Here is a 14,557-nt window from a genome sequence, read left to right as displayed (position 1 = left end):
CGATCATGGCGGTACAGAAGCTTCCGATCGCCAAGGCGATCAACGAGTCGCTGCGCACGGCGCTCGACAACGACCCGAAGGTCCTCGTCATGGGCGAGGACGTCGGCAAGCTCGGCGGCGTCTTCCGCGTCACCGACGGCCTGCAGAAGGACTTCGGCGAGGACCGGGTCATCGACACCCCGCTCGCCGAGTCCGGCATCGTCGGCACCGCGATCGGCCTCGCGCTGCGCGGCTACCGGCCCGTCGTGGAGATCCAGTTCGACGGATTCGTCTTCCCCGCGTACGACCAGATCGTCACGCAGCTCGCGAAGATGCACGCCCGCGCGCTCGGCAAGGTCAAGACGCCCGTCGTCATCCGCATCCCGTACGGCGGCGGCATCGGCGCGGTCGAGCACCACAGCGAGTCGCCCGAGACGCTGTTCGCGCACGTGCCGGGCCTCAAGGTGGTCAGCCCCTCCAACGCGTCGGACGCCTACTGGATGCTCCAGCAGGCCATCCAGAGCGACGACCCGGTGATCTTCTTCGAGCCCAAGCGCCGCTACTGGGACAAGGGCGAGGTCGACACCGAGGCGGTGCCCGGCGATCTGCACAAGGCCGCCGTCGCGCGCGAGGGCAGCGACCTGACGCTCGCCGCGTACGGCCCCATGGTGAAGGTCTGCCTGGAGGCGGCCGCGGCCGCCGAGGAGGAGGGCAAGTCCCTGGAGGTCCTCGACCTGCGCTCCATCTCGCCGATGGACTTCGACGCCGTGCAGAAGTCGGTGGAGAAGACCCGCCGCCTCGTCATCGTGCACGAGGCACCCGTCTTCCTCGGCTCCGGCGCGGAGCTGGCGGCCCGGATCACCGAGCGGTCCTTCTACCACCTGGAGGCGCCCGTGCTGCGGGTCGGCGGGTACCACGCGCCGTATCCGCCGGCGCGCCTGGAGGAGGAGTACCTGCCGGGGCTCGACCGGGTGCTCGATGCCGTCGACCGTTCGCTGGCGTACTGAGAGGGGGCTGAATCATGGCTCGTGAGTTCAAGATGCCCGACGTGGGCGAAGGCCTGACCGAGGCCGAGATCCTCAAGTGGTACGTGCAGCCGGGCGACTCCGTCGAGGACGGCCAGGTCGTCTGCGAGGTCGAGACCGCGAAGGCGGCCGTCGAGCTGCCGATCCCGTACGACGGGGTGGTCAAGGAGCTGCTCTTCCCCGAGGGGACGACGGTCGACGTCGGCCAGGTGATCATTTCGGTGGACGTGGCGGGGGACGAGCCCGCGCCGGCCGCTCCCGCGGCGGAGCCGCCGGCCGCTCCCGCGGCGGAGCCGCAGGCCGAGCCCGAGCCCGAGGCCGAGGCGCCGCAGGGCCGTCAGCCCGTGCTCGTCGGCTACGGGGTCGCCGAGTCCTCCACGAAGCGCCGCGCCCGCAAGGGCGCCGAGTCCGAGGCGGTGACCGCCACCAACGGCACGGCCACGGCCACCCTGACCCGGCCGCTCGCCAAGCCGCCCGTGCGCAAGCTCGCCAAGGACCTCGGCGTGGACCTCGCCGCCGTGATCCCGTCCGGCACCGACGGGATCATCACGCGCGAGGACGTGCACGCGGCCGTCGCGCCCGCGCCCCAGGCACCCGCGCCGGCCGTCGAGGCCACCGAGGTGACGGCCACCGCCACCGCCACCGCCTCGTACGACACCGTCCGCGAGACCCGGATCCCGATCAAGGGCGTCCGGAAGGCGACCGCGCAGGCGATGGTGAACTCGAAGTTCACGGCGCCGCACGTCACGGAGTTCGTGACCATCGACGTGACGCGCACGATGAAGCTGGTCGAGGAGCTCAAGGGCGACAAGGAGATGGCGGGCCTTCGGGTCAACCCGCTGCTGCTCATCTCCAAGGCCCTGCTCGTCGCGATCAAGCGCAACCCCGAGGTCAACGCGGCCTGGGACGAGGCCAACCAGGAGATCGTCCAGAAGCACTACGTGAATCTGGGCATCGCCGCGGCCACCCCGCGCGGCCTGATCGTCCCGAACATCAAGGACGCGCAGGCCAAGACCCTGCCCGAACTGGCGTCCGCGCTGGGCGAGCTGGTCTCCACGGCGCGCGAGGGCAAGACGTCCCCGGGCGCGATGCAGGGCGGGACCGTCACGATCACCAACGTGGGAGTGTTCGGCGTCGACACCGGTACGCCGATCCTGAACCCCGGTGAGTCGGCGATCCTCGCCGTCGGAGCGATCAAGCTTCAGCCGTGGGTCCACAAGGGCAAGGTCAAGCCGCGCCAGGTGACGACCCTGGCGCTCTCCTTCGACCACCGGTTGGTGGACGGGGAGCTGGGCTCCAAGGTGCTCGCCGACGTCGCGGCGATCCTGGAACGCCCGAAGCGGCTCATCACCTGGGCCTGATCGCAAGTCCCTCCGGCGACGGGGTTGCGGCCTGGGGCGCTGCCCCAGACCCCGCTCCTCAATCGCCGGAGGGGCTTCATATACCTGGACCTGCTTGGGCTACCTCTTGAACCCGTAATCCATGAGCTTCTTGGCGTCGGACGTCCGCGCACTGACGGACGTCGACTTCAGCACCGTCCCGATCACGGTCTTCCCGTTCCGCGTCGCCGCGAACACCAGGCAGTAGCCGGCCTGCGGCCCCGACCCGGTCTTGACGCCAATGGTGCCGGAGTACGTACCGAGCAGGTTGTTCGTGTTGGACCACGACATGTACCGGTAGCCGCCGGACTTCGTCGTGACCTTCTGCTTCGTCGACTTCGTCTTCACGACCGAGCGGAACGTCGAGTTCTTCATCGCCGAGGACGCGATCTTCGTCATGTCGCGCGGCGTCGAGTAGTTGGCGCCGTTGCCGATGCCGTCGAACGAGTCGAAGTGGGTGTTCTTCAGGCCCATGTCGGTCGCCGACTTGTTCATCTTGCCGATGAACGACTTCACGCGCGCCGAACGGGTCGAGCCCGAGCCGAACTTGTCCGCGAGCGCGTACGCCGCGTCGCAGCCCGAGGGCAGCATCAGGCCGTACAGCAGCTGGCGGACGGTGACCTTGTCGCCGACGATCAGGCGGGCCGACGACGCGGTGTTCTTGACGATGTAGTCGCTGTACGCCTTCTGGACCGTGACCTTGGAATCCAGGTTCAGGTTCTTCTGGGCCAGCACCACCTTGGCGGTCATGATCTTGGTGGTGGAACCGGTGGACCTGCGGGTGTCCGCGGCCTTCGTGTACAGGCTCGAACCCGTCCCGTTGTTCATGACGTAGCCACCCGCGGCGGCGATGCTCGGCTTGGCCGGTGCGGTGGCGGCCTGGGCGGTGGTGGTCAGCACACCGCTGGTGATCACGGCGCCGGCAAGGACGACGGCAGTGCCCGCTCTGCGAGTTTTCAAGACGAATGCTCCAAATGTCCCTGGAAACGGGCCCCTTGGGGACGGGGCCGCGCTGTGTGAGACACGTGAAGTGCTCGACTGGTTGCGCCCGGGGAGGGGTGAGGGGCATCCCGCATGATGGACGCCGGTCGGCTTGCGTACGTGTTGTATCTATGATGTGCGCATGCCTGCGACCGCCGCCGAGAAGCCCGTGACCGAGAAGCGCCCACCCGCCGCCGAACGCGTATACGACCACGTCAAGCGAGGTGTCCTGGAGCGCCGCTACGAGGGCGGGACGCTGCTCACCGAGGGCGAGCTCGCCGAGGCCGTGGGGGTCTCCCGCACACCTGTGCGCGAGGCGCTGCTCAAGCTGGAGGTCGAGGGGCTGCTCAAGCTCTACCCGAAGAAGGGCGCCCTGGTCCTGCCCGTCTCCGCGCAGGAGATCGCGGACGTCGTGGAGACCCGGCTGCTCGTCGAGGAACACGCGGTGCGCAAGGCCGTCCCCGCCCAGCCGCAGCTCATCGCGCGCCTGGAGGAGCTCCTGGAGGAGCAACGGGCGCAGGCAGCCGCCGGGCAGTTCACCGAGGCCGCCACCACCGACCGCTGCTTCCACGCGGAGATCGTCCGCAGCGGGGGCAACGAGATCCTCTCCCGCATCTACGACCAGCTGCGCGACCGGCAGCTGAGGATGGGCGTCGCCGTGATGCGCTCGCACCCCGACCGCATCGCGAAGACGCTCTCCGAGCACAGCGAGATCCTCGACGCCCTGCGGGCGGGGGACGAGGAGGCCGCCGTCGCCGTCGTGCGCCGGCACGTCAGCTGGGTGCGGAGCCTGGCGCGGGGTGACGAGCGATGAGTTCAGCCGCCTCCCCTTCCTCCCCCTCGATGTCCCTGCCCGGCGATCCGCCCGGCGGGCGGCGGGCCGTCGCCGTCTGGTCGATCGGCGTCGCCGTCTACTTCGTCGCCGTCATCTTCCGTACGTCGCTGGGTGTCGCGGGCCTCGACGCCGTCGAACGCTTCCACATCAACGCCTCGGCCCTGTCGACGTTCTCGATCCTCCAGCTGCTCGTGTACGCGGGCATGCAGATACCCGTCGGCCTGATGGTCGACCGGCTCGGCACCAAGAAGGTCCTGACGCTCGGCGTCGTCCTGTTCACGGTCGGACAGCTCGGCTTCGCGTTCTCCTCCTCGTACTCGATGGCGCTCGTGTCGCGCGCGCTGCTCGGCTGCGGCGACGCCATGACCTTCATCAGCGTGCTGCGGCTCGGCACGCGGTGGTTCCCGGCGCGGCGCGGACCGCTGGTCGCGCAGCTGGCGGGGCTCGTCGGCATGGCGGGCAACCTCGTCTCCACGCTGGTGCTCGCGCGGCTGCTGCACGGCATCGGGTGGACGGCGGCGTTCGCGGGCAGCGCGCTCGCGGGTGTCGTGGTGCTCGTGCTGATGCTGCTGTTCCTCAAGGACCACCCCGAGGGGTTCGAGCCCGCCCCGCCGTCCGGCACGCACAAGGGTGCCGCGTATGTGCGCGGGCAGATCGCGGCGACCTGGCGGGAGCCGGGGACGCGGCTCGGGCTCTGGGTGCACTTCTCGACGCAGTTCCCGGCGATGGTGTTCCTGCTGCTGTGGGGGCTGCCGTTCCTGGTGGAGGCGCAGGGGCTCTCGCGGGGCACGGCCGGTGAGCTGCTGACGCTCGTCGTCCTCTCGAACATGGTCGTCGGGCTGGTGTACGGGCAGATCGTGGCGCGGCACCACGCGGCGCGGCTGCCGCTCGCGCTCGGGACCGTGGCGACGACCGCGGTGATGTGGGCGATGCCGGTGGTGTGGCCGGGGCAGGCGCCGATGTGGCTGCTCGTGCTGATGTGCGTGGTGCTGGGCGCCTGCGGCCCCGCGTCGATGATCGGGTTCGACTTCGCGCGGCCGGCGAATCCGCCGGAGCGGCAGGGGACGGCGTCCGGGATCGTCAACATGGGCGGGTTCATCGCCTCGATGACGACGTTGCTGGCGGTCGGGGTGCTTCTCGATGCCACCGGCGACAACTACCGGGTGGCGTTCTCCGCGGTCTTCGTCCTGGAGGCACTCGGCGTGAGCCAGATCCTCCGGTTGCGCCGCCGCGCGGCCCGCGCCGAGCGTGAGCGCCTGGTGGCTTCCCGGGTGGCATCGGTACACGTCCCGGTGTGATCCGGCGGGGCTGGGGCCGTCGCCATGGGTGCGCGGCACCGGGGGCCGCCTTGCCCACCCTGCCTTCCCCAAGCTCTCCGACAAGCTCCGAGCAGGGGAGACCCCATTAGGCGGCAGATTGCCCAAGGCTCAGCCGACATCCTTGAGCCTCGCTCTCGGCGGGCACTTCGGGATCGGCGGCGGGTGGGCAAAATCAAGCCCCGCCGGCGCTTGAGGCGCGGGGTCCGGGGCGGAGCCCCGAGGCGTAAGGGCGGCGGGCCGGACCGTACGTCAGGGCGTGACCGGCAGCGCCGACAGGATCGCGGACGCGAGATCCGCGTCGCCGTCCGTCTTCACCCGATCCGCCACCGCATCCACCGCCACCCGCCCGCACGACAACCGCACATACGTCTCCCAGTCCAGCGCGATCGTCACCGCAGGACCGAGCGAGGGCGACCCGTCGATCGTGCCCCTGCCGTCCGCGTCCACCCGCACCGTGCGCAGGAACTCCACCGGCCCGTGCACATCGAGCACGACCGCCGAGTCCGCGGGAGCGCCCGCGTCCTTCGTGACGATCTTCGGAAGGATCGACAGGAGCAGGTCCCGGGTGACGTACGCGCCCGGGGAGTCGAGGTTGCCGGGCTTGCCGAGCGCCCAGCGCAGATCCTGCTCGTGCGCCCAGATGTCGAACGCCCGCCTGCGCATGGCGAATTCGAGGGTCTCCTCGATGCCGCGCGGACCGCGCACGATGGTGGAGGGATCGCGGGACTCGTTCCGCAGGTGCCTGTTCCGGCGGATGACCGTGTACTCCAGCTCGGAGACCATTTCGGGTGCCGTGTGGTGCCGGCGGATGTCGACCTGGACCTCTTGGTAGCGCTGCGACTCGGTCTGCACGTGGTAGAGGTCGCGGGGCAGCGTGTGGATGGGTCGCGGGTCGCCGAGCATCTCGCAGTCGACGCCGATCACATGCGACACGAGGTCGCGCACCGACCAGCCCGGGCACGGTGTGGCCCGGTTCCATTCCCCCTCGGCGAGCGGGGTGACCAGCTCGGATATCGCTTCCACGGAGTGGGTCCAGGCGTCGGCGTAGGTCTGAAGGCTGGGGTGGAGACTCACGGAAGGGGACCCCTCGAGCGGTGGTACACGGGCGTTTAGACAGTCGTCGGGCACGGGCGTGGGTGTCTTGAGAGGCTAAGTTACGCTGCCCGTAGGCACCCCGGCAGTGCTTTGGTGTGACGAACGCAGGGCTGTTGTTGACGTAGAGCCGACGGCTCGAATGCCAGGACGGTGGTAGTGTGCGCGCCTCGCTCATCCAGATCGCGGTAAATGACGACAAAGTGGCCGAGTCCGTCAACGCCCGCCGGGAGCGCGTGAGTTCACTGGTACGAGAAGAGGCGGGGCGCGCCGATCTCGTCGTGCTCCCCGAGCTGTGGACGACCGGGGCGTTCGCCTACGAACTGTTCTCCGAGGAGGCCGAGCCCCTGGAGGGCCCGACCTTCGAAGCGATGGCCAAGGCCGCGCGGGACGCGGGCGTCTGGCTGCACGCGGGTTCGATCCCGGAACGGGACCCTGAGGGCCCCCTCTACAACACGTCGCTCGTCTTCTCCCCCGACGGTGAACTCGCCGCCGCCTACCGGAAGATCCACCGGTTCGGCTTCGACAAGGGCGAGGCCGTGCTGATGGGGGCGGGCGATGAGCTGGTGACGGTGCGGCTTCCGGAGACGGTGGCGGGCGTGACCACGTGTTACGACCTGCGGTTCCCGGAGCTGTACCGGGGGTTGGTGGACCGGGGTGCGCAGACGTTGATCGTGTCGGCGGGGTGGCCGGAGCGGCGCCGCTCGCACTGGACGCTGCTCGCGCAGGCGCGGGCCGTGGAGAACCAGTCGTACGTTCTGGCGTGCGGAAGTGCCGGTACGCATGCGGGAGTTCCGCAGGCCGGGCACAGCGTCGTGGTGGACCCGTGGGGTGTGGTGCTCGGGGAGGCGGGGGCCGGGGAAGAGGTGCTGCGGGTGGAGTTCGATCCGGGGGAGGTCGAGGTCACCCGTGAGAAGTTCCCGGCGCTGAAGGACCGCCGACTGGGCCTCGCGGCGCCGACCGGTCGATAGCGGGCTGCACCGGGGGCTCTTGGGCGGTGCCGGGGTCGGCGCCGTCGTCCTGGTTGCGCGGCACCGGGGTGCCGCCTTGCCCACCCTGCCGCCCAAGGCGGCAGATTGCCCAAGGCGGGTGCGGTCGACCGTAACGGGTGGGCAAGATGAAGCCCCGCTCTTGGACGAGAGCCCGCGGGGTTCGGGGCGGAGCCCCGAGGCCGTAACGACGGTGCCGGTACACCAGCGGGGTCAGTCCACCACCCCCCGTTCCTTCTCCGCCAGGTGGATCACGCAGACCGCCACCGAGATCAGGAGCGCCGGATCCGCGTCCTCGCGGACCACGTTGACGCCGTAGGTGTCCCGTACCCGCAGCCACCGCCGCGAGATCTCGGCCAGCAGCTCACCCTCGTACTCGACCGCGAACTCCCGGTCCAGGATCTTGCCGCTGACATCGAGTTCCGTGCTGCCGTCGGCCAGCTGCACACGGTAGTGATTGCGCAGCAGGGACAGCCGCTTGCGCCTGATCCTGGCCAGCTCCTCGTCGCCGCGCTCGATCACCATCGTGTCGCGCAGCGCGAAGACCTTCTTGTGGATGTCGATGAGGACCTGCCCGTCGGGACCCTTGAGCTCGAAGGTGTCCCGCAGCCGCATCGCCTTGCCGTCGACGAGGAACGCCTTGCGGCCCTGCTCGTCCTCGATCCAGTAGTCCTCGCCGATCCCGAGGATCCGCTCTCTCACTTCGTAGCGCATACGTCCATGAGTGCCCGGAAGTCGGGAGGAGGACCCTCGCCGCGGCGACCGTCCGGGGCCGGATGGGGGAACGGCGGCTTCCGGGTGGCCCGAAAAGGCCCACGTAGAAAGCGAATTCAGTGGTACGTGCAACCGTTCGAGGGATTAATGGGTCGTATGAGGTGGACGTGACCTTACGACCAAAGGAACCGTATGTTGCGCGCACGACCCCACAGTGTCCGCAGGAACCGGATCGGCCTGCTGTCCGCGGCCCTCGTCGCGGGCGGCCTGACCGCCGTGTCACTGGCCCCGGCCCAGGCGGCCACGGGGGCGATCTCCACCGGAACCACCACCTCCAAGGCGGCCGCGGGGAAGGCCGACCCTGCCGAGGACTTCAACGGCGACGGCTACGCAGACCTCGTCACCGCCGCGCCCGGCGGCACGATCTCCGGCCAGGCGGGCGCCGGCTACGTCGCGGTGACGTACGGCTCGGCGAACGGGATCGACCCGGCCAACAAGAAGCTGATCTCCCGTTCCACCAGCGGGATCCCGGGCTCCGCCGCGGCCAAGGAGGCGTTCGGCCAGTACCTCACCAAGGGGGACCTGGACGGTGACGGCTACAGCGACCTCGTCATCGGCTCCAAGAGCAAGGACGCCGGCAGCGTCATCGTCTGGGGCTCCGCCTCGGGCCTGACCGGCGGCACGAAGATCGCCACGTACGGACGCTCGCCCCAGATCGGCGACTTCGACGGCGACGGCAAGGCCGACCTGGCCCTCCTCGCCGACATGGGCAGCTACGGCGACGACCCCGAACACCAGGGCGCCGCCCTGTGGAAGGGCCCCGTCTCCAAGGCCGGCGCCCCCGCCCAGAAGCTCGACTTCATGGACAAGTCCGAGTGGTGGGGCTACGGCCAGAACGACGAGACCTGCGTCGACGACGCGTCCGGCTGCGTGGACGGCCCCGACTCGACGACCGGACCCGTGTTCTTCAACGCCGTCGGCGACCTCAACGGCGACGGCCGCGACGACCTGGCCGTCCGCTCGTACAACGGCGACGGCATGTGGAACAACACCGTCCTGTACGGCAGCGGTTCGGGCTTCAAGCGCGGCTGGGCACCGGAGACCCAGGGGGAACTGGCCTCCGGTGACGTGAACGGCGACGGCATCGACGACCTGGTCGTCGGCTCCGACCCCGAGGAGTCCGACATCGGTGAGACGAACCAGAAGGTCACCGTGGCGTTCGGCACCAAGAACGGCCTCGACAACGATGCCACCCAGACCTTCGACCAGTCCCTGCCGGGCTTCTACGGCGCCCAGGAGGACGGCGACAAGCTCGGCTCCTGCGTCTCCGTGGCCGACGTGGACGGCGACGGCATGGCCGAGGTCGCCCTCGGCATCGCCGGCGAGGACTTCAGCGGCCTCAGCGACGCCGGCTCCGTCGCGCTGCTGCACGGCAGCGCGGACGGCGTGACCGGCGAGGGCTCCCAGGTGTTCAACCAGAACACCGCGGGCGTGCCGGGCGTCGCCGAGACGGACGACGCGTTCGGCTCGGGCTGCCGGCTGCTCGACACCAACGGTGACGGCAACCGCGACCTCGCCGTCTCCGCGACCGGCGAGAACGCCTCCTCCGGCGCCGTGTGGTCGTTCCCCGGAACCGCCACCGGCATCACCGCGACCGGCTCGACCGCCGTCAACCCGAAGGACCTCGGCGCCCCTGACGCCAAGGCCCTGTTCGGCAACCCGCTGCGGTAGCCCGACCACCGCACGGACCCGGTAGGGCCGCACCCTCGCAGGGGGTGCGGCCCTATCCCGCTTCAGGCGTCCGCAGCACCCGCGCCACCGGCCGCTCCCGGGCCACGACATGGCCCACCGAGATCCCCACGCACACCACCGTGAACAGCACGATCAGCCACGACAACAGCGTGAACACGAGCCCGAACGGGCCGAACTGCGCGAGCGAACGGTTCAGCACGCGCGGCATGTACAGATGCGAGGCCCACGACAGCGCGACCACACCCACCCCGGTGAGCAGCGCTCCCGGCAGCAGCGGCAGCCACGCCACCCGGCTCCCGAGCAGCAGGTGCTGCGTCCACCACCACAGCAGCACGCTCGACACGTACGACAGCACGATCCCCAGCCACGTCCCCGCACCGAAGCCGTCCCGCAGCACGCCCTGCGCGAGGATCGCCGCCGTCCACACGCCGAGCCACGCGAGCCACCGCCAGGCCACGAGCCGCAAGCCCGCGGGCGGCAGCCCCCATGACCGCTCGCACACCCGCTGCAAGGCCCGGCTGCACGCGGTCGCCGACAGCAGCGTGACGAGGACGCCCACGACGCCCGAGGTGTCGCGCGTACCGGAGTCGTTCGCCCCGTAGACCTGCTTGACCTGGTCGAGCGAGTCCCCGCTGAGCCCCATCGCGGTGCGCGAGGAGTCCAGCAGCTGCTGCCGCACGGCCGACGGCGCGAACGCGGCGACCACGAACAGCATCGGAATCGCCGTCAAAAACGCCTGCGCGGCCAGCCGCGTCGACGAGTCGAGCAACCGCACGGCCCCGAGCTGCCGCACCGTCCGCGTCACGAACGGCACCCGCTCCCGCACCCTCTCGACCTGCCCGTTGGCCCACTGCACGCCACGACCGACACGCCCGCTGCTCTCACTCATAACTGCCCAGCGTCGGCCACGAACCCGTTCGGCGCGCGCCTGCCACACCGGGCCGGGGGCTCTCGCTGCCGGGGCACGCCACGCGTGGCACGCTTGAACCATGAACGACTCCGCGCCCGCCCGCACCGCCCGCCGAGCCCGTGTCCGCGCCCCCGAGCTGGTCGGCAAGGGCGGCTGGCTGAACACGGGAGGCAGCGAGTACTCCCTCGCCGACCTGCGCGGACGCATCGTGATCTTGGATTTCTGGACCTTCTGCTGCATCAACTGCCTGCACGTCCTCGACGAGTTGCGGGAGCTGGAGGAGAAGCACCGGGACACCGTCGTGATCGTCGGGGTGCACTCGCCGAAGTTCGTGCACGAGGCCGAGCACGCGGCGGTCGTCGATGCCGTCGAGCGGTACGGGGTGGAGCACCCGGTGCTCGACGACCCCGAGCTCGCGACGTGGAAGCAGTACGCGGTCCGCGCCTGGCCCACGCTCGTCGTGATCGACCCCGAGGGGTATGTCGTCGCGCAGCACGCCGGTGAGGGGCACGCGCACGCGATCGAGGCGCTGGTCGGGGAGTTGGAGGCGGAGCACGCGGCGAAGGGGACGCTGCGGCGTGGTGAGGGGCCGTACGTGGCGCCCGAGCCGGTCGCGACCGATCTGCGGTTTCCCGGCAAGGCGGTCCTGCTGCCCTCGGGGAACTTCCTGGTCAGTGATACGACGCGGCATCAGTTGGTGGAGCTGGAGGCCGACGGGGAGAGCGTCGTGCGGCGGATCGGCAGCGGGGAGCGCGGCTTCGGGGCCGACTCCTTCAACGAGCCGCAGGGGCTCGCGCTGCTCGACGACGACACCGTCGTGGTCGCGGACACCGTCAATCACGCGCTGCGGGCGCTGGACCTCACCACGGGGACCGTCACCACTCTCGCCGGTACCGGAAAGCAGTGGTGGCAGGGGTCACCGACCAGCGGGCCCGCCCTCGACGTCGATCTGTCCTCCCCCTGGGACGTCGCCGTGTTCGGCGGCAAGGTGTGGATCGCCATGGCGGGTGTGCACCAGTTGTGGACGTACGACCCGCAGGCGCGGACGGTCGCCGTCGCGGCGGGGACGACGAATGAGGGGCTGGTGGACGGGCCGGGTGACGAGGCGTGGTTCGCGCAGCCTTCGGGTCTTGCCGTGTCGGCGGACGGGGTGCGGCTGTGGGTCGCCGATTCCGAGACCAGCGCGCTGCGGTACGTGGACGGGGACGGCGCCGTGCACACCGCCGTCGGCACCGGGCTCTTCGACTTCGGGCACCGCGACGGGGACGCCGGGCAGGCGCTGCTCCAGCATCCGTTGGGCGTCACCGCGCTGCCCGACGGCTCGGTCGCGGTATCGGACACGTACAACCATGCGCTGCGGCGCTACGACCCGGCGACGGGGCAGGTCAGCACGCTGGCCACCGATCTGCGGGAGCCGAGCGACGCGCTCGTCGTGGACGGGGACGTGGTCGTCGTCGAGTCCGCGCGGCACCGGCTGACGCGGCTCCGGCTGCCCGAGGAGGCCGTGCGCGTCGAGTCCGTGGCCCACCGCACGCAGCGCGCGGCGACCGAAGTGGCGGGTGGGCGCCTCCAGTTGGATGTGGTGTTCCAGGCCCCGGCCGGGCAGAAGCTCGACACGCGGTACGGGCCCTCGACCCGGCTGCTCGTTTCGTCGACGCCGCCCGAGCTGCTGGTGGCGGGGGAGGGCGCGGGCACGGATCTGGCCCGCGAGCTGACCCTGAACCCGGACGTCACGGAGGGCGTGCTGCACGTGTCGGCGATGGCCGCCTCGTGCGACGACGACCCCGAGAACGAGTACCCGGCCTGCCATGTGCATCAGCAGGACTGGGGCGTGCCGGTGCGGGTCGCCGAGGGCGGGGCGGAGCGGCTGCCGTTGGTGCTCGCGGGGATGGACGACAGGTCGTAGACGTCAGAAGTGCTTGTCGTGCTCGTCCTCGACGACGGTCGTGCCGCCGGGCGGCACGATGCGCCTGCGCCGTCCGACGCTGCGGAACACGAAGACCCCGATCAGGCCGACGATCATGAAGATCCAGCCGACCAGGTCGAGGTTGACGCTCTCCATGTGCCAGTCGGTCGCGAACGCGAGGATCGCGCCGACGGCGACCAGGATGATGCAACCTCCCAGACTCATGAGGTCCCTCCTCCTGTGGTGTGTGCGGAACTGAGTGAGGGGCCCGGGTACCCCCGAACCCCTCGTCCTCACACAGGAGTTCAGCCTTCCAGGAACGCCGTCAGCGCGTTCGCCAGCAGGTACGGGTCGTCGGCGCCGCACAGTTCGCGCACGCTGTGCATGGAGAGGATCGCGGTGCCGATGTCGACGGTCTTGATGCCGTGCCGGGCCGCGGTGATCGGGCCGATCGTGGTGCCGCACGGCATCGCGTTGTTCGACACGAACGACTGGAAGGGGACGCCCGCCTTCTCGCACGCGGCGGCGAACACCGCGCGGCCCGAACCGTCCGTGGCGTAGCGGTTGTTGACGTTCACCTTGAGGATCGGTCCGCCGTTGGCGCGCGGGTGGTGCGTCGGGTCGTGGCGCTCGCCGTAGTTGGGGTGCACGGCGTGGCCGGTGTCGGAGGAGAGGCAGATCGTGCCGGCGAAGGCGCGCGCCCGGTCCTCGTACGAACCGCCGCGTGCGAACACCGAGCGCTCCAGGACCGTGCCGAGCAGCGGGCCGTCGGCGCCGGTGTCGGACTGCGAGCCGTTCTCCTCGTGGTCGAAGGCGGCGAGCACGGGGATGTACGACAGGTTCTCCTGCTTGCTGACCTCGGCGAGGGCGGCGGTGCAGGCGTGCACGGACAGCAGGTTGTCCATGCGGGGCCCGGCGACGAGTTCCTTGTCGCGGCCCAGGTAGGAGGGGGCCTCGATGGCGTACGTCATGAGGTCCCAGCCGGTGATGTCGCCGCGGCCGAGCCCGTTCTCGTCCTCCAGGAAGGAGAGCAGGTCGCCCTCGTGGACGTCGCCGCCGAGGCCCCAGATGGGCTGCATGTGGCGCTGCTTGTCCAGCTTGAGGCCGTCCGAGCTGACCGATCGGTCCAGGTGGATGGCGAGCTGGGGGACGCGCAGCAGTGCGCGGTCGACGTTCACCAGGCGCTCGGTGCCGTCGCGCAGAGAGAGGCGGCCCGCGAGGCCGAGGTCGCGGTCGAGCCAGGAGTTGAGGAGCGGTCCGCCGTAGATCTCCACGGCGATCTGGCGCCAGCCGTTGCTCGCCATGTCGGGCTGCGGCTTCACGCGCAGGTTCGGGGAGTCGGTGTGCGCGCCGACGATCCGGAACGGCGTGTGGGCGCCGGCGCCCTCCGGCACGTACCAGGCGATGACGGCGCCGCCGCGGGTGACGAACTTTCCGCCGCTCGTCCCGTCCCAGGCGTCGGTCTCCGCGACCTGCTGGAAGCCCGCCTTCTCCAGGCGCGCGGCCACGTTGGCCACGGCGTGGTACGGCGTGGGGCTCGCCGCGAGGAAGGACATCAGGTCGTCGGTGTGCCCACGATCGAAGGGGCGGGAGGCGGTGTTCATGCGGTAAGGGTAGGCCAGGCCTTTCCGGGTGGCGCAGGTGCTTGGGGGCGCGGGGAACTGCGCGCGCAACCG

General features: G+C 70.5%; 13 protein-coding genes. 7 read left to right on the top strand and 6 right to left on the bottom strand.

Translation table 11 applies throughout. The features are described from left to right. Positions 1–5: 5 nt before the first annotated feature. Positions 6–986 carry an alpha-ketoacid dehydrogenase subunit beta gene (locus ACZ7L4_RS30975; RefSeq protein ID WP_472107800.1) on the top strand — a complete coding sequence of 327 codons (981 nt, stop codon included), beginning with the start codon at positions 6–8 and terminating at the stop codon, positions 984–986. Positions 987–1,000: 14 nt separating this feature from the next. Beyond that, positions 1,001–2,365: a dihydrolipoamide acetyltransferase family protein gene (locus ACZ7L4_RS30970; RefSeq protein WP_472107799.1), complete on the top strand. Its 1,365-nt coding sequence runs from the start codon at positions 1,001–1,003 to the stop codon at positions 2,363–2,365. A 99-nt stretch (positions 2,366–2,464) separates the two neighbouring features. Here the strand turns inward: ACZ7L4_RS30970 and ACZ7L4_RS30965 are convergent, their stop codons facing one another. Further along, positions 2,465–3,343, bottom strand: coding sequence for a D-alanyl-D-alanine carboxypeptidase family protein (locus ACZ7L4_RS30965; protein WP_472107797.1), 879 nt, complete (start codon positions 3,341–3,343; stop codon positions 2,465–2,467). A gap of 163 nt (positions 3,344–3,506) precedes the next feature. On the opposite strand from ACZ7L4_RS30965, the gene ACZ7L4_RS30960 reads away from it, so the two are divergent. Both ACZ7L4_RS30960 and ACZ7L4_RS30955 read left to right on the top strand, forming a co-directional pair. Next, a complete protein-coding gene (locus ACZ7L4_RS30960; protein ID WP_472107795.1) occupies positions 3,507–4,178 on the top strand; it encodes a GntR family transcriptional regulator in 672 nt (223 codons plus the stop codon). Continuing rightward, positions 4,175–5,497 (top strand): MFS transporter, encoded by a 1,323-nt coding sequence (locus ACZ7L4_RS30955; protein WP_472107794.1) that lies wholly within the window; start codon positions 4,175–4,177, stop codon positions 5,495–5,497. Before ACZ7L4_RS30960 ends, ACZ7L4_RS30955 begins: the two co-directional genes overlap by 4 nt. 270 nt (positions 5,498–5,767) lie before the next feature. Here ACZ7L4_RS30955 and ACZ7L4_RS30950 read toward each other — a convergent pair whose 3' ends face one another. Then, complete coding sequence (locus ACZ7L4_RS30950; RefSeq protein ID WP_472107793.1) at positions 5,768–6,592, bottom strand: maleylpyruvate isomerase family mycothiol-dependent enzyme; 825 nt, start codon at positions 6,590–6,592, stop codon at positions 5,768–5,770. 179 nt (positions 6,593–6,771) lie between these two features. Between ACZ7L4_RS30950 and ACZ7L4_RS30945 the strand changes: the two genes are divergently transcribed. Then, a complete protein-coding gene (locus ACZ7L4_RS30945) occupies positions 6,772–7,581 on the top strand; it encodes a carbon-nitrogen family hydrolase (RefSeq protein WP_472107791.1) in 810 nt (269 codons plus the stop codon). 231 nt (positions 7,582–7,812) lie between these two features. On the opposite strand, the gene ACZ7L4_RS30940 is transcribed toward ACZ7L4_RS30945, so the two are convergent. Further along, on the bottom strand, positions 7,813–8,313 hold the full coding sequence (locus tag ACZ7L4_RS30940) for an LURP-one-related/scramblase family protein (protein ID WP_422408300.1): 501 nt from the start codon (positions 8,311–8,313) through the stop codon (positions 7,813–7,815). Between the two features lie 192 nt (positions 8,314–8,505). Between ACZ7L4_RS30940 and ACZ7L4_RS30935 the strand changes: the two genes are divergently transcribed. Continuing rightward, positions 8,506–10,044: an FG-GAP-like repeat-containing protein gene (locus tag ACZ7L4_RS30935; RefSeq protein ID WP_472107790.1), complete on the top strand. Its 1,539-nt coding sequence runs from the start codon at positions 8,506–8,508 to the stop codon at positions 10,042–10,044. 52 nt (positions 10,045–10,096) lie between these two features. Here the strand turns inward: ACZ7L4_RS30935 and ACZ7L4_RS30930 are convergent, their stop codons facing one another. Next, on the bottom strand, positions 10,097–10,954 hold the full coding sequence (locus tag ACZ7L4_RS30930; RefSeq protein WP_472107788.1) for a YhjD/YihY/BrkB family envelope integrity protein: 858 nt from the start codon (positions 10,952–10,954) through the stop codon (positions 10,097–10,099). A gap of 100 nt (positions 10,955–11,054) precedes the next feature. On the opposite strand from ACZ7L4_RS30930, the gene ACZ7L4_RS30925 reads away from it, so the two are divergent. Further along, entirely contained in the window at positions 11,055–12,881 is a 1,827-nt protein-coding gene (locus ACZ7L4_RS30925) for an NHL domain-containing thioredoxin family protein (protein WP_472107786.1), read from the top strand. A 3-nt stretch (positions 12,882–12,884) separates the two neighbouring features. Here the strand turns inward: ACZ7L4_RS30925 and ACZ7L4_RS30920 are convergent, their stop codons facing one another. Together ACZ7L4_RS30920 and ACZ7L4_RS30915 are read right to left on the bottom strand one after the other, a co-directional pair. Further along, positions 12,885–13,106, bottom strand: coding sequence for a DUF6458 family protein (locus ACZ7L4_RS30920; protein WP_422408294.1), 222 nt, complete (start codon positions 13,104–13,106; stop codon positions 12,885–12,887). Positions 13,107–13,186: 80 nt separating this feature from the next. After that, positions 13,187–14,485, bottom strand: a complete 1,299-nt coding sequence (locus tag ACZ7L4_RS30915) for a M18 family aminopeptidase (RefSeq protein WP_472107784.1) — start codon at positions 14,483–14,485, stop codon at positions 13,187–13,189. Positions 14,486–14,557 lie beyond the last annotated feature (72 nt).

The sequence above is a fragment of the Streptomyces sp. NPDC107575 genome (genome assembly GCF_055657265.1).
Note: the sequence above shows the minus strand (reverse complement) of the source record. Positions and strands in the feature narration are given on the sequence as shown.

Coding starts and splice junctions, on each gene's coding strand:
- ACZ7L4_RS30975 (WP_472107800.1), top strand. CDS start 6: ATGGCGGTACAGAAGCTTCCGATCGCCAAGGCGATCAACGAGTCGCTG.
- ACZ7L4_RS30935 (WP_472107790.1), top strand. CDS start 8,506: ATGTTGCGCGCACGACCCCACAGTGTCCGCAGGAACCGGATCGGCCTG.
- ACZ7L4_RS30955 (WP_472107794.1), top strand. CDS start 4,175: ATGAGTTCAGCCGCCTCCCCTTCCTCCCCCTCGATGTCCCTGCCCGGC.
- ACZ7L4_RS30970 (WP_472107799.1), top strand. CDS start 1,001: ATGGCTCGTGAGTTCAAGATGCCCGACGTGGGCGAAGGCCTGACCGAG.
- ACZ7L4_RS30930 (WP_472107788.1), bottom strand. CDS start 10,954: ATGAGTGAGAGCAGCGGGCGTGTCGGTCGTGGCGTGCAGTGGGCCAAC.
- ACZ7L4_RS30920 (WP_422408294.1), bottom strand. CDS start 13,106: ATGAGTCTGGGAGGTTGCATCATCCTGGTCGCCGTCGGCGCGATCCTC.
- ACZ7L4_RS30915 (WP_472107784.1), bottom strand. CDS start 14,485: ATGAACACCGCCTCCCGCCCCTTCGATCGTGGGCACACCGACGACCTG.
- ACZ7L4_RS30960 (WP_472107795.1), top strand. CDS start 3,507: ATGCCTGCGACCGCCGCCGAGAAGCCCGTGACCGAGAAGCGCCCACCC.
- ACZ7L4_RS30940 (WP_422408300.1), bottom strand. CDS start 8,313: ATGCGCTACGAAGTGAGAGAGCGGATCCTCGGGATCGGCGAGGACTAC.
- ACZ7L4_RS30925 (WP_472107786.1), top strand. CDS start 11,055: ATGAACGACTCCGCGCCCGCCCGCACCGCCCGCCGAGCCCGTGTCCGC.